General features: G+C 39.2%; 12 protein-coding genes. 7 read left to right on the top strand and 5 right to left on the bottom strand.

The window, feature by feature from the left end:
• Positions 1–175: 175 nt before the first annotated feature.
• On the top strand, positions 176–3,625 hold the full coding sequence (locus EU510_RS16455) for a PAS-domain containing protein (protein WP_149594384.1): 3,450 nt from the start codon (positions 176–178) through the stop codon (positions 3,623–3,625).
• Between the two features lie 22 nt (positions 3,626–3,647).
• On the opposite strand, the gene EU510_RS16460 is transcribed toward EU510_RS16455, so the two are convergent.
• On the bottom strand, positions 3,648–4,301 hold the full coding sequence (locus tag EU510_RS16460; RefSeq protein ID WP_138489893.1) for a response regulator transcription factor: 654 nt from the start codon (positions 4,299–4,301) through the stop codon (positions 3,648–3,650).
• Positions 4,302–4,401: 100 nt separating this feature from the next.
• Positions 4,402–6,690: a TonB-dependent receptor gene (locus tag EU510_RS16465; protein WP_149594385.1), complete on the bottom strand. Its 2,289-nt coding sequence runs from the start codon at positions 6,688–6,690 to the stop codon at positions 4,402–4,404.
• Between the two features lie 288 nt (positions 6,691–6,978).
• Here EU510_RS16465 and EU510_RS16470 point away from each other — a divergent pair, with 288 nt between their 5' ends.
• The 5 genes from EU510_RS16470 to EU510_RS16490 are packed head-to-tail and all read left to right on the top strand — an operon-like array spanning position 6,979 to position 11,629.
• Complete coding sequence (locus tag EU510_RS16470) at positions 6,979–8,280, top strand: GntP family permease (RefSeq protein WP_149594386.1); 1,302 nt, start codon at positions 6,979–6,981, stop codon at positions 8,278–8,280.
• An 8-nt stretch (positions 8,281–8,288) separates the two neighbouring features.
• Positions 8,289–9,473 (top strand): homoserine O-acetyltransferase family protein, encoded by a 1,185-nt coding sequence (locus EU510_RS16475; RefSeq protein WP_149594387.1) that lies wholly within the window; start codon positions 8,289–8,291, stop codon positions 9,471–9,473.
• Between the two features lie 9 nt (positions 9,474–9,482).
• Positions 9,483–10,244 carry a 3-hydroxybutyrate dehydrogenase gene (locus EU510_RS16480; RefSeq protein ID WP_149594388.1) on the top strand — a complete coding sequence of 254 codons (762 nt, stop codon included), beginning with the start codon at positions 9,483–9,485 and terminating at the stop codon, positions 10,242–10,244.
• 9 nt (positions 10,245–10,253) lie between these two features.
• Positions 10,254–10,958 (top strand): CoA transferase subunit A, encoded by a 705-nt coding sequence (locus tag EU510_RS16485; protein WP_149594389.1) that lies wholly within the window; start codon positions 10,254–10,256, stop codon positions 10,956–10,958.
• A gap of 14 nt (positions 10,959–10,972) precedes the next feature.
• On the top strand, positions 10,973–11,629 hold the full coding sequence (locus EU510_RS16490; protein ID WP_149594390.1) for a 3-oxoacid CoA-transferase subunit B: 657 nt from the start codon (positions 10,973–10,975) through the stop codon (positions 11,627–11,629).
• Positions 11,630–12,013: 384 nt separating this feature from the next.
• Here EU510_RS16490 and EU510_RS16495 read toward each other — a convergent pair whose 3' ends face one another.
• Positions 12,014–13,123 (bottom strand): DUF547 domain-containing protein, encoded by a 1,110-nt coding sequence (locus EU510_RS16495; RefSeq protein ID WP_188085435.1) that lies wholly within the window; start codon positions 13,121–13,123, stop codon positions 12,014–12,016.
• 817 nt (positions 13,124–13,940) lie between these two features.
• On the opposite strand from EU510_RS16495, the gene fusA reads away from it, so the two are divergent.
• Positions 13,941–16,025 (top strand): elongation factor G, encoded by a 2,085-nt coding sequence (fusA, locus tag EU510_RS16500; protein WP_149594392.1) that lies wholly within the window; start codon positions 13,941–13,943, stop codon positions 16,023–16,025.
• A gap of 760 nt (positions 16,026–16,785) precedes the next feature.
• On the opposite strand, the gene mdoH is transcribed toward fusA, so the two are convergent.
• On the bottom strand, positions 16,786–18,747 hold the full coding sequence (gene mdoH / locus EU510_RS16505) for a glucans biosynthesis glucosyltransferase MdoH (RefSeq protein WP_149594393.1): 1,962 nt from the start codon (positions 18,745–18,747) through the stop codon (positions 16,786–16,788).
• Complete coding sequence (locus EU510_RS16510; protein WP_149594394.1) at positions 18,719–20,338, bottom strand: glucan biosynthesis protein; 1,620 nt, start codon at positions 20,336–20,338, stop codon at positions 18,719–18,721. The genes mdoH and EU510_RS16510 overlap by 29 nt, the downstream gene beginning before the upstream one ends.
• Between the last annotated feature and the right edge of the window lie 289 nt (positions 20,339–20,627).

Here is a 20,627-nt window from a genome sequence, read left to right on the forward strand (position 1 = left end):
TATCAGTTAGATCTAATAAACTGTCAACATCTAAATGCAAATAATTCTTATTTTGTGTTTGGGTGTTTTTTATTCTCTTTTAAAACGATAACTTAGCACTAAAGTGGGTACTGCTATTTTTAGTAAAAACACTTATGCTGATTAAGTAATCAATAAATACGATAAGAATAAAAATATGTTTTCTATTTGGTTTATTAGCTTAATTGCGCTGGTGTATCTCGGTATATTATTTGCGGTTGCCGGCTGGGCAGATAAGCGTAAAGTTTTACCTTTTAAAGGATTAACTTATGGTTTGTCTTTGGGGGTGTATTGTACCTCATGGGCCTTTTATGGCACGACAGCACAAGCTGCGAGTAATGGTTGGTGGTTAGCGCCTACATATGCAGGTACCATTTTATTATTTATTTTTGGGTGGCAGCTCTATGGCAGAATAGCCCATATTTGTAGGCAACAAAAATTAACCTCAATGGCCGACTTTATATCAACCCGTTATGGTCAATCTTCTAGTTTATCTGGTTTGATATCGCTCATTTCTGTGATTGCTATTGTGCCGTATATTTCATTGCAATTGAGCGCTACTGCACAAAGTATTAATTTATTAACCAATCGCGCGCCCACACAAAACAATATGGTGTGGGCTGATAGCACCTTTTATATTACGTTGCTGCTTGCTTTATTTGCTATTTTATTTGGTGCTCGTAGGTTAAAGCCGAGCGAGCATAACCCGGGCTTAATTGCCAGCATTGCGTTTGAGTCGGTGGTTAAACTGCTCGCATTTGTTGGGGTGGGTCTGTATGTGTGCTTTGTAATTTTTGACAGTCCTAGTGAGCTATTTTTAAAAGCGCAGCAATTAAATGTACCGCAACAAGTTCAAGCTACTAAAAGCCCGGTGTATGTTTATATTGCGCATACGATACTAGGCATTTTAGCTACGTTGTGTTTGCCTCGGCAATTTCATATGGGTTTTATAGAAAATAATAACGATACTGAACTTGCCAAAGCTCGATGGTTATTTCCCATTTACTTATTGCTAATAAACTTATTTATTTTACCTATCGCTTACGCAGGCCTTGTTTACTTTAATAGTACTGATGTAGGGCACGACACTTTTGTATTGGCTCTTCCTATGGCGAGCAACAACGCCGGCATTACATTACTTGCATTTTTAGGTGGTTTTTCAGCGGCTACAAGCATGGTAATTGTATCTTCCATTGTGCTTTCTGTAATGATCACCAATGATTTTATAAATCAGTTTATCTTAAGACGCTCGCAGCTCAATTCAAGTAGCCGAGGACTTGATAAAAACAATCTACTACATGCCCGTAAGATAGTGATTGTGTGCATATTACTGCTTAGCTATTTTACGCATCGTGTATTGGGTGAGAGTAATACACTTGCAAATGTTGGATTGATGTCATTTACTTTGGTTGCACAATTTGCTCCCGCTATGATTATTGGCCTTTGGTGGCGACAAGCGACCTGTAAAGGTGCTCAACTTGGTATTTTAAGCGGCTTTATTATTTGGGGGTATACTCTATTAATACCGAGTTTAGCGAGTGGCTTAGGTATAGATGGGGTTTGGCTTAGTCAAGGGCCTTGGCAAATAGCATGGCTGGCTCCTACCAACTTGCTTGGTTTAAATTTAGATAGTGTAACTCAAGCATTACTGTTATCGCTTGGGTCAAATTGTTTGGTATATTTTTTAGTCCCTTTATTTAGTCAAGCGTCTTTAGCTGAGCGTTTACAAAGTAATAAGTTTATTTCTCAATCACCTGAACCGCGTTTAAATACCACATTACAACCACTCAATTATGAGGATCTGGGAGCTTTGCTACAGCGATTCGCTGAAAAAGAAGCAAGCCAGTTACTTGTTGCACAGTACTTTCCCGCTGATCAAAGTAAATGGAAGCAACCAGCTAATACTGATTTAGAGCAAATTGTTGAACGAGAAATGTCGGCAGTAATAGGGGGAGCATCGGCTAAATTAATTTTAGATGTGGCTAAAAATGAGCAGCGTCAACCTCTTGAACAAGTTGCAGAGTTTGTTGATGAAGCTAGCCAGGTACTTAAATTTAATCGCGACTTATTACAGTCAACCATCGAGAATATTCAGCAAGGTATTAGTGTTGTAGATAGTGAATTAAAGCTTGTTGCGTGGAACCAAGGCTACAAACAGATGTTTAATTATCCTGATGATGCACTTTACATTGGTCGACCAATAGCTGAAATCATTAGGTATAACGCAGTGAGAGGATTGTTTAGTTCCCATAATTTAAAAGCGGAGGTAAGTAAGCGTTTAGCATATTTAAAAACTGGTAGCGCCTATAAATTTCAGCGTTTACATAGCGATGGTCGAGTCTTTGAAATGCAAGGCAATCCACTACCTGATGGTGGCTTTGTAACAACGTATACCGATATAAGTGAGTTTGTAAGGCAGCAAAAGGCGCTTAAACAAGCCAATATTAGCTTAGAAGAAAAGGTTAGTGCGCGAACAGCTGCGTTAACACAAGCTAACGAGCAACTATCCCAAGCTAAACAAGTTGCTGAGCAGGCAACGGTAAGTAAAACACGTTTTTTTGCAGCGGCCAGCCACGATTTGCTACAACCCTTCAATGCGGCGAGTTTATTTTGTTCACTCATGAACGAAAAAACACAAGATACAGAACTAGCAGAGCTTGCACTGAATATTAAAAATTCACTGAGCAGTGCAGAAGAACTGCTTTCGAGTATTTTAGAGTTAACTAAGCTTGATGCAGGTGCGTTTAAAGTAGAGTTAGGTGAGTTTGCTATTAAATCCTTGGTTGAACCTTTGCAAAATGAGTATGAAGCTTTAGCAAATGAAAAAGGCTTGGGTTTTATTGTTGAATCAAAAAATGTAATGGTAAAAACGGATAAAGCTTTATTAAGACGTGTGTTACGTAACTTATTAAGTAATGCAATTCGTTATACACAACATGGTGAAATTCGCTTCAAAATGCTTGTTGAAAGCGATCAATTGGCTATTTTAATAGAAGACACCGGGGTAGGTATTGCTAGTAAAGATCAACATTCAATTTATCAAGAGTTTAAGCAACTTGGCGATAAGCCTAATGCCGAAGGGTTAGGTTTGGGACTTGCAATTACAAAGCGTATTTGTGACTTATTAAATATTAGTTTAGTAATGGGCTCAGAGCTTGGTAAGGGTACGCAGTTTACACTTAACCTACCTTGCGTCACTGATTTAGTGCCAACCCAAATGAATAATACAGTGAAAAACCCTGAAACAGAGCTTGGTAAATTACGTATTTGGTTAATCGACAACGACGAGAATGTACTCAATGCGCTCAAGCAATTATTACAAAACTGGGGATGCGATATAGCCACCGCAACAGGTTTAGCGCAGCTACAAGCATTACAAGCTAAATTACCAGTGCCGCAATTACTTATTATTGACTATCAATTAGATGATGGAATAACAGGCCTTGATGTTATTAGTGAAGCGAAGCTTTGCCACTTACCTATTATTGTTAACACAGCTAATCATGATGAGGTTATTCGAGAAAAGGTACTCGATGCGGGCTATCCATTGCTCTACAAGCCTCTTAAAGCACCCGCACTTAAGCGAATGATTAAGCGCCTTACTTAAGTTGATTACATTAGCATGCAACTTATTCGGTTTTACCAACTTGTGATAATTGGTCAAATAAAATGCCTGCTTGTGTACGGTTATATACGTTAAGTTTACGTAAGATAGCTGATACGTGCTGTTTTATAGTGGTTTCTTGAATCGACATTTCAAAGGCTATTTGTTTGTTCAAAAGCCCTTCGGCGATCATGGCCAAAACACGATATTGCTGTGGAGTTAGCTTTTCAAGATTACTAGAAAACTCGCTTTGCTCGTCATTTACTTGCACGTCGTTTAAATCAATATCGGGGGGGAGCCAGTTATCTCCATTTAGTACATGGGCAATAGCTTGGCTTATTATATCGAGCGATGATGATTTAGGAATATAACCTGACGCACCAAGTGTCATGGCTTGTTTTATAATACTGGGTGTTTCGTTGGCTGATACCATAATAACCAATATGTCAGGATATTGATTACGCAGCTGCGAAAGTGCTTGCAGCCCATTGGCGCCAGGAATAGTTAAATCTAAAAATACGAGCTCTATCTCGGGGTGCGCGCTTAGTAATGTAAACAAGCCCTCTATGTCACTAGTTTCTTTAATATATTCTTCAGGGACTGAGGTTGCTGCCGCTTGGCGTAGGGCGCTGCGAAATAGGGGGTGGTCGTCGGCAATTATAGTATTCACTGCGCTCATCCAAAGTTACTCCAAGTACTTTACTTATAAGTGATTTTTAAAAGTGAAACAAGGCTTACACGACAAGAGGAAGGTGTCGTGTAAACCTAATTACTATGATTTAAAATCGATAGCCAACGGTAAATGACACGGTACGTGGATCGCCATAATAGCCAATTAAGGTATTATCGCCACCAAGTCCAGGGGTGTACTTACTCACATTTTGTGGGTCTGAGGGATCGGGCGCGACAAATTGATAACCACCTATCATATACTCTTCGTCCGTTAAGTTTTTAGCATATAGGCCTGCATTCCAGTGTCCGTCAGTGCTGTACCAGGTAATGCCGGCATTGAGTAAGCCGTAACTGTCTTGAGCTAGTAGGCTGTCTTCTTCAAATAACGCATACTCACCTCTATGGTAGTAATTACTATTAAATACAAAGTCACCCATATCAGTATATAATCGATATGTTGCACCAAAATTGAAGGTTAAGTCGGGAGTGTTCGATACAGTAAAGCGGTCTGATTTATCAAATGTTTCACCGGTCTCGGGGTTGGTATCAATAACATTATCGAAGGTGCTGTCTATATAACCTAAAGAGATGTCAAAAGTGAGTGATTCAGTAGCAATATAGGTAAGCTCTACTTCAATACCGTCTGATGTTGACTCGCCAATATTACCTAGTCGTTGATTTAAATCAGATGCATCATCGCCCGGTAGTACGGAAATATATTGGCGGTCTTTATGATCTAAAGTAAATAGCGTAACGTTTGCACGAAGATTGTCGTTCCATTCGCTTTTCATTCCTATTTCAAACGAGTCTACAATTTCGGGCTTTGCTGCGGGTTCTGCTACGGTAGCACGCGGGTTAAACGTGCCTGACTTAAAGCCTTGGGCATAGCTTGCAAAAAATAGAATGTCGGTGTTGTACTGGTATTCAACACCTGCACGAGGAGTGAAGCGCGACCACTCTTCATTATCATCAAGTACAGTAGGGACAAGTTGCCCTTCAGGTCGAACATACCCTGGTATCCAACCAGACTCTGGATAAACCGTTGCAAACACCAAGCCATTGTTAACAGTTGCTTCTTTACTATCACGGGTATAGCGAGCACCTAGGGTCATTGACCATTGCTCGTCAAAGTCATAGGTGCCTTGTATGTAAGCAGCTTTGCTTGTTGAGTTACTACAACCGCTAACTTCTCGGGTAAGCCCAGCCGCACCTAAGCTTTTACCTAGCTCTTCTAATATAGCTTCAAATTGGCCGCAAGACTCACCATCGTAATAATATAAACCTGATACTAGTTTGTAATTATCACCTTGGTGGTTTACCTGGAGTTCATGTGTGGTTTGTTTATCATCATAAATAGCAGGCACATCAAATATACGAATAGAGGTGTTATCAAAATCAATATTAGTAGGGGAATAACTGTCGCGATTAGATCCAACATACTTGACACTGGTGCTATTACTTACATCCCAGCGAGCAGTGAAGCTGTAGCCTTCAAGTTCTACGTTATTTTTTGTTGGAAGGCTGGTGTATGAATCGTACTTGCTATCAGGCACTGGTGCATCAGTTAATAAGCTTGGTAATAGTCGGTAACCCCCTTTTGAGTTTGAATCGTCTTTAGTTTTATCCCATGTGAGTTTAAAAAATAGATCGTCGGTAGGCGTGTATTCAAGTGTCACTCGTGCCGCCGTAACATCTTTATTGTAGTTTTCACGGTCTTGATTATCGAGTGCAGATGTTAAAAACTCACCAAACCCATCTCGGTTTAGAGTAGCAAAGCCAAAGCCGACATAAAGTTTTTCATCAATAATTGGCAGTTGACCTGTCACTTTTAAATCTTTTTGGTTGTAACTACCAACCGTACCTTGGAGATTAAGTGTTGCATCACCGCTCATTTCTTTGGTCACGTACTTTATAGCGCCACCTATGGTGTTTTTACCATAAAGCGTGCCTTGTGGACCACGTAAAACCTCAACTTGTTGCACGTCGAGCAAATCAAGCACAGCACCTTGCGGGCGAGCTAAGTAAACATCATCAATATAAATGCCTACACCTGGTTCGTATCCCCAAAGAGGGTCTTGTTGGCCTACACCACGAATAAAAGCAGTGATTGTAGAGTTTGTACCGCGGCTAGCTTGCAAAGTTGTATTAGGTGAGAATTGCTGGACTTCTGTCATCACGCTAATTCCATTTTCGGCAAGTTCTTGTGCACCTATTGAGGTTACTGCTACAGGGACTTCCTGTAAGTTTTCAACTGTTTTTCGAGCGGTTACTTCTATACGTTCTAGCTCACCTTTTTTTGCTGTAGCTTTCTCTGCTGCAACACTATTAAAGCTGCTTGTTATAGCCAGTGATACTGCAATAGTGAGTAAGGTTGGTTTGTGTTTGAGCTGATTCATAGTGTGTTCCTATTTATTGTTATCACAAAAATGCTTAACTCGCGTCACCTAAGTTCACTGTAGAAGATTGCACCTTAAATTGAATTAGTACCATAGTGCTATACGTTAAATTATTATTTTAAAGTCGTTTAAATTCAAATCTTTATATTATTTTTAATAATGAATAGTACCTTAGTGTTATGTATTTATGTGGCCATTGCAGTAACACTCAAGGTAACCAAGTATGAAGGTTATAAATATTACTCTCGTGTCACCTCATCGTGTAATAACAATAAATTAGGAACCTCTATGCTGAGCATGATAGGACTATTAGGCGGATTAGTACTGCTGATTATTTTAACGCTACGCGGCGTTAATTTGTTTATTGCCGCACCGGTATGTGCACTGCTTGTGGCGCTTACAAGTAATATGGCGATTTTTCCGGTAACGGACTCTGTTAATTTTATTTCGTCTTATATGGATGGATTTGCTGGCTTTCTGAGTGCCTGGTTTTTTATGTTTTTGTTAGGCTCTTTATTTGGCAAATTTATGGAAGATACCGGCGCTGCAGATAGTGTAGCTAGTTACATTGTCGGTAAGTTAGGGATGAAGCATGCGGTTTTAGCGGTAGTTATTGCGTGTGCTGTTTTAACCTACGGAGGAGTTAGTGTATTTATAGTCGCGTTTTCGGTATATCCCATGGCGCTGAGCTTATTTAAAGACGCTAACTTGCCTAGGCGTTTTATACCAGCGACCCTGGCATTTGGTTCGGTTACTTTTACGATGACCTCTGCAGGTTCACCTGAAATACAAAACTGGATACCGGTCAAATACCTTGGAACCTCACCTTATGCTGCGTGGGAAGTAAGTTTAGTTGTAGCTGTATTTATGGCGACAGTAGGCTATTACTGGCTAAATAAAATGATAAAAAAAGCGATTGCAAAAGGCGAGTGTTTTGAAGCACGCGAAGATGACCCTGTATTGCTTGAGCGAAAGCACCCACACCCAATCACAGGCGTTATACCTTTATTTGTTGTTTTACTCCTGTCATTTTTTTTACACGATGTGTTACAGCAAACAGCATTAATAGTTGCGTTATTAGGTGGTGTTTTAAGTATTGTCATTATTAATTATAAATACTTTCATAATATGTCGGCTGCAATAAATGTAGGTACAACCGGGGCTTTAGTGGCTATTGGTAATACAGCTGCGGTTGTTGGGTTTGGCGCTGTAGCTAAAGTATCACCTGCTTTTACAGCTGCGGTAGATGCAATGACTCACATGCCAGGTAATGAATTAGTTGGTGCGGCAGTGGCCGTGAGTGTGATTGCAGGACTTACCGGTTCTGCATCGGGCGGGCAAGCTATCGCATTGCCACTTGTCGCGCCGCAATATTTAGATATGGGTGTTAATCCTGAGCAACTACATAGGGTAGTTGCGATTAGTTCTGGTGCGCTCGATACCCTTCCGCACAATGGTTATGTAGTTACGACCATACGTGCAATTTGTAAAGAAACCCATCAACGTGCTTATTGGTCTATGGCTGCTCTCACGGGAGTGGTGCCTGTTGTAGGCGTAGTGCTTGCTTTGTGTTTATTTATTTTCTTTTAGGATGAATCATGAAAATTAAAATTAAAATTAAAATTATATTGTCTCTATTTATATTGTTGCTAAGTAACGCCGTTTATAGCGAAACAATATTAGTGAAAAAGCAACATTTTACCATTGAAGATTTTACAACAGTGTCGGGGACTACTTTGCCAAAAGTAGACATAGGCTGGGAAAGTTACGGTAAATTAAATAAAAATAAAGATAACGTTATTTTAATTACTCATTATTTTTCGGGCACGTCACACGCCGCAGGTAAATACAAAGCTGATGATGCACTTGCCGGTTATTGGGATGCGTTAATCGGCCCAGGTAAAGCAATCGACACTAATAAATATTTCGTAATTAGCTCAGACACTTTGGTCAATGCAAACTGGCATGATCCTAATGTAATTACCACGGGGCCAGCTTCTATAAATCCTAAAACAAATAAACCTTACGGGTTAGACTTTCCGGTAGTGACAATTACTGATTTTGTTGAAGTACAGAAACGCTTACTCGATAGTTTAGGTATTAACAAACTGCATGCCGTAATAGGTGCCTCAATGGGATCGTTTCAAGCACTGGAGTGGGCAGTACGTTACCCAGAGCAAGTAGAGCGCTTAGTACACGTAATTGGTGCGGCAACCATGGATGCATGGACTGTGTCGGCACTAGAAAAATGGGCCATGCCAATTCGTTTAGATAAAAACTGGCGGCAAGGTAATTACTATAATAAAGAACGCCCACTTGCAGGACTTACCGCTACGCTACTAAACATTACCCAAGATGCTATGCATCCGCTTATTTATAACGCCAGCTTTCCTAATTTTGAGGTGCTAGATGACGGCGCATTGCAAGATATTCGCACCCTACCAAAAGTAAACCAGGTTTTAGAGGCTAGAGCATTAGCTAAAGCTAAGCTACAAGATGCAAACCATGTTTTGTATTTAGTGCGAGCATCGCAGTTATTTACCGCAGGTAGATCAGCCAATTTAACTGATGCCCTAAAAAAGGTGCAGGCAAAAACCTTATTGCTACCTGCCACTAACGATTTATTACTACGCCCCGAGAATGTCCGCAAAATGGACTCAATAATGGATGAACTAGGTAAAGAGGTCACTATCTCTGAAATTGCGGGGGGGTGGGGCCATTTAAATGGGCTGTTTTCTATTGCGCCTAAAGCGCAGCAAATTAGTGAGTTTTTAGCCAACTAGGAGGTCTGCATGAGCAAAACAATTTTAATAACCGGTGCCGCCAGCGGTATTGGCTTATACGTAGCACAGCAATTAGCAGCAGCGGGGCATCATATTATAGTAACCGACTTAAATGCAGCGAACGCAAAAGAAGCGGCAGAGGGGATTGTTACTAATGGCGGAAAAGCCCAAGGTTATGCATTAAATGTGGCCGACAGCGAGGCAATTACCGCTTTTTTTGATCAGTTACCGCAAGCGGTTGATGTGCTTATAAATAATGCCGGCATTCAGCACGTAGCAAAGCTTGAAGAATTTCCGGCTGATAAATGGCAATTTTTGCAGCAAGTAATGCTAGTTGGGCCCGCAATAATGACCCAAGCGGTATTGCCTAAAATGCGCGAACAAGATTTTGGCCGAATTATTAATATTGGCTCTATTCATGCCATGGTGGCCTCTAAATATAAATCGGCTTATGTGGCCGCAAAACATGGCTTAATTGGCTTTAGTAAAGCTATAGCCCTTGAAACAGGGGATGCCAATATAACCATTAATACCGTGTGCCCCGCGTATGTGAAAACTCCGCTAGTAGAGCAGCAAATTGCTGCTCAAGCTAAAAAGCATAACTTATCTGAGCAACAAGTAATCGATACTATTATGCTAGCACCCATGCCTAAAAAAGCCTTTATTGGTTTAGATGAAATACACCATACGGTAACCTTTTTAATGGCCGATGCAGCGCGAAACATCACCGCACAAGCCATAGCAATAGATGGCGGCTGGACCGCACAATAGGAGCTAACAATGGCAGGATTCGATAAGGTAGTAAGCAGTTACAGCGAAGCAATGGTAGGGCTTGAGGATGGCATGACAGTGATTGCTGGTGGTTTTGGCTTGTGCGGTATACCGGAGGGACTCATTGGACAAATTAAACGCCAAGGTATTCGCAATTTAACTGTGGTGTCTAATAACTGTGGCGTAGATGGTTTTGGTTTAGGCGTGTTACTAGAGGACAAACAAATACGCAAAATGGTGGCCTCGTATGTGGGCGAAAATGCCTTATTTGAGCAGCAATTGCTCAGTGGTGAGCTAGATGTAGAGCTTACTCCACAAGGTACACTGGCTGAAAAAATGCGCGCTGGTGGCGCGGGTATTCCTGCTTTTTATACCGCCACTGGAGTAGGCACGCTAGTGGCTGAGGGCAAAGAGACACGTAATATTAATGGTCGAGATTACTTACTAGAGCACAGTATTACCGGTGACTTTGCCATTGTAAAAGCGTGGAAAGCGGATCGTTTTGGTAATTGTATTTATCGTCATACCGCGATGAACTTTAATCCTATGGCCGCCACCGCAGGTAAAATAACCGTACTCGAAGTAGAAGAAATTGTAGAGCCTGGGGAGTTAGAGCCAAGCCAAATACACACTCCCGGTATTTATATCGATCGGGTTATAAAGGGGGTGTTTGAAAAACGCATAGAAAAACAGACCACCCAAGCAGCAAGGTAATAAGGAGCAAACAAATGGCATTAACACGTGAACAAATCGCCAAGCGAGTCGCGATGGAATTACAAGATGGCTATTACGTTAATTTAGGTATTGGGATCCCTACCTTAGTAGCTAACTATGTCTCCGATAATATTGCAGTAATGCTGCAATCAGAAAATGGCCTGCTGGGTATGGGCCAGTATCCTACTGCCGATGCGCTCGATGCTGATATGATAAACGCCGGTAAAGAAACCGTTACTGCCGCCACTGGCGCAGCCATTTTTAATTCAGCCGAAAGCTTTGCGATGATCCGCGGTGGTCATGTTGATTTAACTGTATTGGGCGCTTTTGAAATTGACCAAAATGGCAATATTGCTAGCTGGATGATCCCGAACAAGTTAATAAAAGGTATGGGCGGTGCGATGGATTTAGTGGCCGGTGCAAAAAACATTATTTGCACCATGACCCACGCTAGCAAGCATGGTGAGTCAAAATTACTTAGTGAATGCAGCTTACCGCTTACCGGTGTGGGGTGTATTAATAAAGTAATTACCGACTTGGCCTTACTGGAAATTAAAGATGATGCATTTCATTTATTAGAGCGTGCCCCTGGAGTGAGTGTAGAAGAAATTCAAGCTAAAACACAGGGGCGTTTAATTATCCCTAAAAATACACCCGAAATGACATTTTAATAATAGCTTATACCAATCTTCTTATATATGGGGTCTATTTAACGTTAATAAAATTACGCTAGAACTAGGCAAAAGTTTTTGTATCTAGTTGTTCTAAATAAAAAATTTTAACGACGTTATAGTGCAATTTAATTCGTTAAATTGCTCAAAGATTTATGCAGGTTGGCATTAATGTCGTTATTAATTCAGCCCGCATTGTTGCGGGGTTTTTATAAGTTGTATTTGTTGTATCTCAAAGCAATTATTTTAGCGGGATGTACTTAATTTAATTATCGACAAGGTTGACTATATTTAAGGACGTAAGAAGTAAGTGGGATAAAATAAGGATGGATAAATATAAAAAATGCGCATTAAATGCGCATTTTTTATATTAAGTTTATGCTATTAGTTGCTTACGTAGTAGGCGTTTTCACCACTTACGTTTGTTTTTAACAAATCATTTTTTCTTTGTAACTCTCTAAGAATAACGATTCGCTTAGCTGGAATATTAAGATTGTTTAAGCGTGGAAAGCTATGCAGAGGAGTTTGCAATGCTCTGTCCCACTTACTAATAATAATATCGTAAGACTCTCGCTGCTTAGGACCTGTTACATCAGTAATGTCATAATTATCGATAGTAAAAAGAGCTGTTTTTTTATTTTTTAATTTACTCAGTAAGTCGTTATCTGCATACAAATTTAAGTGAGCAAGTAAATCATTATTAAAGTCATTAAAATATGCTTTTTTATCTTTATACATGGTCGATACATTAAGTAGGTTACTGCTGTAATTAGTGCCTCTATTTGAATTAATAAATTCTTGCGCGTTATCAATTAATGAAGGCATTAAGTTATTAGCGGTGTATGCCTGAGTTCTAATATTTGGTGAACCGATATAACCTTTATATAAGCCGTACATAACGAGAGGGTTGTTTTTATTTAATGGCATTAATATTTTGTATTCAATGTCATCTAAACTAAGTGCTTGCCCGTTATATGTGAATAGCTTTTTGTAAAAGAAGCTGCTTTTATCAGCCACGTCATAAGATAAACTATTTGTGTCTTTTGGGTAGCGTTGGGCTAATTCGTTTATAACAGTTACATTATGTAGATTTAGCCAAAATGCAGTTTGTTCTTCATTACTTAATTTATTAAGTTGGTTATTTGCTAAATAACTAAGAAGATTACTTTGTATAGCTGCAATTGATTTTGTTAATTCTGGATCATCAATGAATTGCTCATAATAAAAGCGGTTTGCTTCTGCATCAGTTGCTCGGTTACTTCCTAAATTAGGACCTTGCTCATTTTCATCATAGGAAATGTACGATCTATCTGAACGAGCTAATTCAAGAACAGAGGCTTCTAAAACAGTATTGTATTGAGAGTAGTCAACTGCAAAATTAGCAGTTGCTTGATTCTTACTGTTTAAAGAATTTGTTGTATTATCGTTTTCAGCAAAACACGGGGCTGACAGCAGCGTACTTAGTATTAAAGATTTAGCTATTAACTTGATCATATTATTTCCCTCGATGATTATATCCAATATCATTTACAATTGTTTTTTTTGTGAGCAAATTAATAGTATGTATTGAATTAAATTTAGTCAAGATATGGCATTTTATTAGCCATTTTTCTTAGATTAAATTGCTTTAAAAGTACTTTATCTTGGTTATCAAAGCCCCTTACAATAAGTAGAAAAATCACTGCAGTCAGTTTTTACTTATTCTGAAAGCTTATTGTTATTTGAGTATTCAGTACTAAGATTTTTTCTATTTAGGGATGTTTAATCGCTGCACGAGGTTTGTAATCAGGTAGGCTCAGTAGGTCCTTCCCTAAACGTACAAACAATCTTTAGTGCTTTTAAAAATGCTTTTTATCCGTAACTTACAAGTTATGATCGCACTGCATATGCGTTGCTTAGCCAGAATCACACATAACTGAAGATACAACTTTATTGTATGTTTTCTATTCCATTGAGTTTGAGTAAAAATTAAGAATAAGTTGATGGCATTAAGGGCGGGCTAGGTAAATGCTATTTTACTTACGGGGTTTTAAATAATTACGTTTTTATTAGGCTAGGTACTACTGTAGGTATATTAACTTTTGTTTTAATCTTTATAAAAGTAATGGCTAAAGTCTAAGAACTATAAAATAAAAATTAAGTTATTTAATGAGTTATATAATATTTCAGAGTGTTCATACTGAGTTTACTTGACCCTTTTAAAAAAATTATTGAATTGATTGCATTTTAAGCGACTTGTATGGTGATGTTCGCTTTAAGTAATGCTATACTCCCGCCGAATAATTTATCGACTTTATTAAGAGTAAAATTAATGGCAGATTTATCGAAGTACAGAAACATTGGTATTTTCGCGCACGTTGATGCGGGTAAAACCACAACTACTGAGCGTATCCTAAAGCTTACAGGTACTATCCACAAAACTGGTGAGGTTCATGATGGTGAATCTACTACAGATTTCATGGATCAAGAAGCTGAGCGCGGTATTACTATCCAGTCTGCGGCAGTAAGCTGTTTCTGGAAAGATCACCGTTTTAACGTTATCGATACTCCTGGACACGTTGACTTCACAGTAGAAGTTTACCGTTCATTAAAAGTATTAGATGGCGGTGTTGGTGTATTCTGTGGTTCTGGTGGTGTTGAGCCACAATCAGAAACTAACTGGCGTTACGCTAACGAATCAGAAGTTGCACGTATTATTTTCGTAAACAAATTAGACCGTATGGGTGCTGATTTTTACCGTGTAACTGAGCAAGTACGTAAAGTACTTGGTGCTACTCCACTAATCATGACTTTACCAATTGGTATTGAAGATGATTTCGTTGGTGTTGTAGACGTGCTAACTAAAAAAGCATACATCTGGGACGAAACTGGTCTTCCAGAAAACTACGAAATCACTGACGTTCCTGCAGACATGGTAGAAAAAACTGATGAATACCATGAGATGCTTATCGAAACTGCTGTAGAGCAAGACGATGACCTAATGGAAGCGTACATGGAAGGTGAAGTACCTTCTTTAGAAGATATCAAGCGTTGTATCCGTAAAGGTACTCGTGACCTTGCTTTCTTCCCTACATTCTGTGGTTCTGCATTCAAAAACAAAGGTATGCAACTAGTACTTGATGCTGTTGTTGATTACTTACCAGCACCTACAGAAGTTGATCCTCAACCTCTTATGGATGAAGATGGTAACGAAAACGGCGAGCATGCAATTGTATCTGCAGACGAACCTTTCAAAGCACTTGCATTCAAAATCATGGATGACCGCTTTGGTGCATTAACATTCGTACGTATTTACTCTGGTAAACTTAACAAGGGTGACACCATCCTTAATGCGTTTACAGGTAAAACTGAGCGTGTTGGCCGTATGGTTGAGATGCAAGCGGATGAGCGTAAAGAATTAACTAGCGCACAAGCTGGTGACATCATCGCTATCGTAGGCATGAAAAACGTGCAAACTGGTCACACTTTATGTGATCCTAAGCACCCAGTAACACTTGAGCCAATGGTATTCCCAACTCCAGTAATCTCGATTGCTGTACAGCCTAAAGATAAAGGCGGTAATGAGAAAATGGGTGTTGCTATCGGTAAAATGGTTGCAGAAGATCCATCTTTCCAAGTTGAGACTGATGAAGATTCAGGCGAAACTATCCTTAAAGGTATGGGTGAGCTTCACTTAGATATCAAAGTAGATATCCTTAAGCGTACTTACGGTGTTGACCTTGTTGTTGGTCAACCACAGGTTGCTTACCGTGAAACTATCACTCGTGAAATCGAAGATAGCTACACGCATAAGAAACAATCTGGTGGTTCTGGTCAGTTCGGTAAAATCGACTACCGCATCAAGCCAGGCGAAGTTGCTTCAGGCTTTACGTTTAAATCATCAGTTGTTGGTGGTAACGTACCTAAAGAATTCTGGCCTGCAGTTGAGAAAGGCTTTAAGTCAATGATGGGCGAAGGTGTTCTAGCTGGCTTCCCAGTACTAGACGTTGAAGTAGAACTTTTTGATGGTGGCTTCCACGCAGTGGATTCATCAGCAATCGCGTTCGAAATCGCTGCTAAAGGTGCTTTCCGTCAATCGATCCCTAAAGCGGGCGCACAACTTCTTGAGCCAATCATGAAAGTTGACGTGTTCACTCCAGAAGATCACGTTGGTGACGTAATCGGTGACCTTAACCGTCGTCGTGGTATGCTAAGCGACCAAGAAGCTGGTTTAACTGGCGTTCGCATTAAAGCTGACGTTCCGTTATCAGAAATGTTCGGTTACATCGGTTCACTACGTACAATGACATCAGGCCGTGGTCAGTTCTCTATGGAGTTCTCACATTACGCAGCATGTCCACAAAACGTAGCTGATACTGTAATCGCTGCAGAAAAAGAGAAAAAAGCTGCTAAGTAATTAGCTCTTTAACTCTTTAAAAAAACCCGCACATGTTGCGGGTTTTTTATTGCCTATAATTTGGTTTTATTTTTTGTAGTTATATAACTGCTTTTTATTATTAAGTAGTCTTATATTACTAGTTAACAAAAAGGTATTAGAGGGGAATTTATTTACGCTAATTACTTAATTGTTTGGTTTACAAGGGGGTTATTTCGAATGAGGTGTAACTTATTGAAAGTTAATAGCTTATTTTTATGATTTTAGGTGCATAAAGTAGAATACCAGCACTTTTAGACTAGAGCTCTAAAGTCAGATAAGGGAGTCTCCGCAGCAGAGACGTTTGCATATTAATTTATATAAGACGTAACGATCATGAAATCTATTAAATTGGCACCAAACTGGTGGCTACAATTCACAAAATGTATTTTAGCATTTAGCTTAATATTCTTCATCTTCGTTTTTTACATTGTTATAAAGCGGGTATTTGCTATACGCGTTTATGTACCGAGCGCTATATCAACAGTAAGGAAATTAGTTGCGTATTATTTAGTTCGTTTTTTCTTTTCACCATTTTTAAAGTTGAGTTAAATAATGGTAAAACGTTCCATTTTTATAACTGGCAACTTAATGACGAAACGCAATCAGCTATTTCTAAAATGTACTGTAATAAATTAGCTAACAAAATGGAAAGCATCGACGATAAATGCAACGCCTGACTTTTAATTTAGATAATAAAAAGGAGCGATTAATCGCTCCTTTTTTTGTATTTTATAATGCGCTAATTAAACTTTTTTATTACTTTAGCTTTTAGCGCTTTCATCTTTAGCCTGCGTGGCTTTTTAAAAGACTGGATAGGCATTGTTACCAATTGCTCTTGCGGAAGTGCCGGTATTGTTTGCGGGTAAGTACCTTCCTTTGGTACCGAAATTTCTTTTAGATGTATTTTAAGCGCTTCAAGGGTTGAGTCGTTATCAACTTCACTAGGGCAAATAAATATTCCCATTTTTCTTAGTTGTACACCGAGTTTAATGCTACTGGTATAACGAATAATTGGAGCGCCTAGTACTAAGCCTAATAATATAGGCGATAACCACCAAAAGAATACAGGCGTAAAGTAATACGCAACACTACCCCAAGCTATGGCCACTAAAGTTGAAAATAATGTATAACCAAATGCTTCTTTCCATGGGACCATTCGCCCTTCGCGAGGCTGAGCATCCCATTTTACTTTTTTACCTAAAAATACACACAGTACAAAGTAAGCATGAAATACCATCATTAATGGAGCAACAATAATTGCAAATACGGTTTCGATAATTGAACCCAGTATCAGTCTAATTGAGCCACCAAAGCGTTTGTTTCTATGGATCAGAGTAACAATTACGCCCATCAATTTAGGCATTAACAAAATAACGATAGTTAAGTACAGCAGTGAATCAATGAGGTCCGTTTTCGCTATTTGCCATGTAGGGAATAATTGATAAACACGGTTAAAGTAAACATCACTGTTTAGCGCGCGAGTAACAGCATCTATAGTGCTAAGTGCGAGCATAGAGAGCCAAATTAATGATGAAATATACGCTGTTGCACCTAATAAAAAGTGTAGCTTACTCATTAGCTTTAACTTTGACGACGATAACAAGCCTAAGTGCTGAATATTACCTTGTACCCAACGTCTGTCGCGTACAGCATAATCTAGAATATTACTTGGTACTTCTTCATAGCTGCCTTCAATTTCAGATAGTAGTAGTACATCCCAACCAGCACTATGAAGTAACGATGCTTCAACAAAGTCATGACTTAAAATTTCGCCGCCAAAAGGTGCGTTGCCTTTAAGTGTTGGTAAACCACAATAATTAATGAATGCTTCAACACGAATAATTGCATTGTGACCCCAGTAGTTGGCTTTATCTGTTTGCCAAAATGCTGAGCCAGTAGCAAGCATTGGGCTATAAAGTACAGAGGCAAACTGTAAAAAACGGCCAAAAAAGGTGTCTTGGCGCACAGGAATAGGGATTGTTTGAATAAGGCCTGCTTGTGGATTCTTAAGCATACTTGTAGTGAGCTCAAGCATACATTTACCCGTCATTACGCTATCGGCATCAAGTACAATCATATGATCGTACTGGCTACCCCAGCGTTCACAAAAGTCGGTTAAGTTACCTACTTTGCGATGTTTGTTATCTTCACGACGACGATAAAATACATGTTTAGCAGTATCACCAAGACGTTCACATAATGCATGCCAAGCACTTAGCTCATTTTTAGCTATTTCTGAGTCTTGTGTGTCACTTAATAAATAAAAATTAAAATTATCAAGCTGACCTGTTTCTTTTAACGATTGCAGGCTAACTTCAAAGCCCGCGATAACACGGTGAGTATCTTCATTATAAATAGGCATAACTACAGCCGTTTTTTGCTTAGCAAGGGCTGCATTATCAAACTCAATAGGTTTAATACGTTTTAACGTAAGCGGGTCAATTCGAAACAACTGAAGTACAAAGCCAATTGTACCACTGCAAAAAGCCGTTACTATCCATGCAAAGGTAATAGAGAATAAAACCAAAAGGGCGTATTCAAGCAAAGTCATACCATTTGAGCTCAAGATCTCAAACATAATAGATATGCCGTACCCCGATGTGCCTAAGGCAGCAATGGCAAACAACCATACTCTTAGTGTTTTGAATGGCATGGGTGTGCCTTTTCCTTTATTACTTGATGTCATTTGGGTACCAAACATAACTCCATACCTCGCTAATTTCTTTATCATGTAGTTTTAACGATAAACGCATATCAACGGGTTGATCGTCCTGTGGTGCAATTTTAAAGGCGACACGCCATCCTCGAGAATCCGGTAGCTTTTGCACGTTTACATCCGTTACTTCGCCTGTAGTAAGTTGAATGTCTGCGTCTAGTTTTAGCTGCTCCGAAAGGTGGTTAATATCTGAACCTGTAAAATCAACAGTGAATTGGCGATGGCTTGGTGGTGGTGGGTTGTCTTCACCTGGTAAAGCGGCACTACCAATTCTTGTACGTAGTACACGTGCTTTCTCGTGCTGAGTTAAAACTGAATTAAAGGTCGTCATTTTGTAGCTTAATTTTAATGAATCTCCGGCCTTCATTGGTTTTTCTGGTACCCAGTAACTTACGATATTGTCGTTGGTTTCTGTATCAGTCGGTATTTCTACAAGCTCTACACGACCATTTCCCCACTCACCCTGTGGTTCAATCCATAGACTAGGGCGGTCGTGGTAATGTGCTTCTGTGTCTAGATAGTTATTAAAGTCTCGGTCACGCTGCGCTAAACCAAAACCTTTAGGGTTATTGTATGAAAATGATGTAACACTTAACTGAGAAGGGTTGTTAAGTGGGCGCCATACCCATTTATCATCGGCAGATTGCGTTAATAAGCCGTCTGAGTCATGAACCTCAGGGCGGTAATCATCAAAAAACTTAGTGCTGTTTTCGCCGTGATAAAACATACTTGTTAGTGGAGCTACACCGATCTTTTTAATATCTTTACGCGCAAAAATCTGCATATCTACATCAACAAGCATGTTGGTTGTTGGATCAACATTAAACTTATAGGCACCAGATATAGATGGGCTATCAAGCAATGCAAAAATAGTAATACTTGTTTGCTCAGCTTTTGGCTTAACTAACCAAAATTCTTTAAACACTGGGAACTCTTCACCTGAATTTTCAGCAGTATCTATTGCTAAACCACGGGCAGACAAACCATAAACTTGATTAGGACCGACTACTCTAAAGTACGATGCCCCCTGAAATACCATTACTTCATCTTTATATTCATTAGTATTTAACGGGTAATGTAAACGAAATCCTGCATGGCCTAATTGAGTGCCCGCTACACTTTTAGCTATTTCTTCTTGAAGTGGTGCTGCAGTTCTATCGTATTGATAAAAATCGGTGCTAAAAGGCAAGCGACTACGTTTTGAATCGCTATCAACTGTATTTATAGTGACAGGTGTTTTGTATAAAAACCCCGGATGGAATAGCTGTAGTTCGTAAAGACCTTCATCTTTCCAAACCGCTTTGTCCTTTTTAAAGCGAATTGAACGGTAATCTTGATAATCAATATTATTTAATGCTTCAAGCTCGATGTTTTTAGGCGCCACGTATTCTTCACTTGCTAACTTTTTAGCGCGAGCGCTAATTACGTCAAATAAGCTACTTTCTGGGATTGCTACATCAACTGTTGCAGCAATCGCTTGGTTGCTATTGCCCCAAGTCGAAAAAATAATAAGTAGACCCAGTAGTGGTGCTGACTTTTTTTGCCATTTAGGCTGGTTTTGGGTTAATTGTTTCATTCTCATTCCTTTATAAAAACACGACTTATTTTTACGTTCAGGGTAAATATTAATTTCTTTGTAAGTATCTTCTAGATTACTAAAAGCAAGAAGTGGACCCTTTAAAAGTTTATATTTTTCAGTAGGTAAACTTATCACATGTAACACATTGAGGCTTTTTGTGTAAAATTCACTCAAATGTATGTAGTTGTTACTGATTAATTACTAGAAGATTTACAGATCGTATGAACATAGTACGTGGGGTTTAATGAAGCTTGTCTGAATTACATTTGTATAAAATAAAAAAGCC

The sequence above is a fragment of the Pseudoalteromonas sp. FUC4 genome, from assembly GCF_008370255.1.
In the GTDB taxonomy this organism is placed as follows: Bacteria; Pseudomonadota; Gammaproteobacteria; order Enterobacterales; family Alteromonadaceae; genus Pseudoalteromonas.

Bases quoted from the DNA above. Each gene is read 5' to 3' on its own strand.
- EU510_RS16460 (WP_138489893.1), bottom strand. From the start codon at position 4,301: ATGAGCGCAGTGAATACTATAATTGCCGACGACCACCCCCTATTTCGC.
- EU510_RS16480 (WP_149594388.1), top strand. From the start codon at position 9,483: ATGAGCAAAACAATTTTAATAACCGGTGCCGCCAGCGGTATTGGCTTA.
- EU510_RS16490 (WP_149594390.1), top strand. From the start codon at position 10,973: ATGGCATTAACACGTGAACAAATCGCCAAGCGAGTCGCGATGGAATTA.
- EU510_RS16485 (WP_149594389.1), top strand. From the start codon at position 10,254: ATGGCAGGATTCGATAAGGTAGTAAGCAGTTACAGCGAAGCAATGGTA.
- EU510_RS16495 (WP_188085435.1), bottom strand. From the start codon at position 13,123: ATGATCAAGTTAATAGCTAAATCTTTAATACTAAGTACGCTGCTGTCA.
- EU510_RS16465 (WP_149594385.1), bottom strand. From the start codon at position 6,690: ATGAATCAGCTCAAACACAAACCAACCTTACTCACTATTGCAGTATCA.
- fusA (WP_149594392.1), top strand. From the start codon at position 13,941: ATGGCAGATTTATCGAAGTACAGAAACATTGGTATTTTCGCGCACGTT.
- EU510_RS16510 (WP_149594394.1), bottom strand. From the start codon at position 20,338: ATGAAACAATTAACCCAAAACCAGCCTAAATGGCAAAAAAAGTCAGCA.
- EU510_RS16470 (WP_149594386.1), top strand. From the start codon at position 6,979: ATGCTGAGCATGATAGGACTATTAGGCGGATTAGTACTGCTGATTATT.
- mdoH (WP_149594393.1), bottom strand. From the start codon at position 18,747: ATGTTTGGTACCCAAATGACATCAAGTAATAAAGGAAAAGGCACACCC.
- EU510_RS16475 (WP_149594387.1), top strand. From the start codon at position 8,289: ATGAAAATTAAAATTAAAATTAAAATTATATTGTCTCTATTTATATTG.
- EU510_RS16455 (WP_149594384.1), top strand. From the start codon at position 176: ATGTTTTCTATTTGGTTTATTAGCTTAATTGCGCTGGTGTATCTCGGT.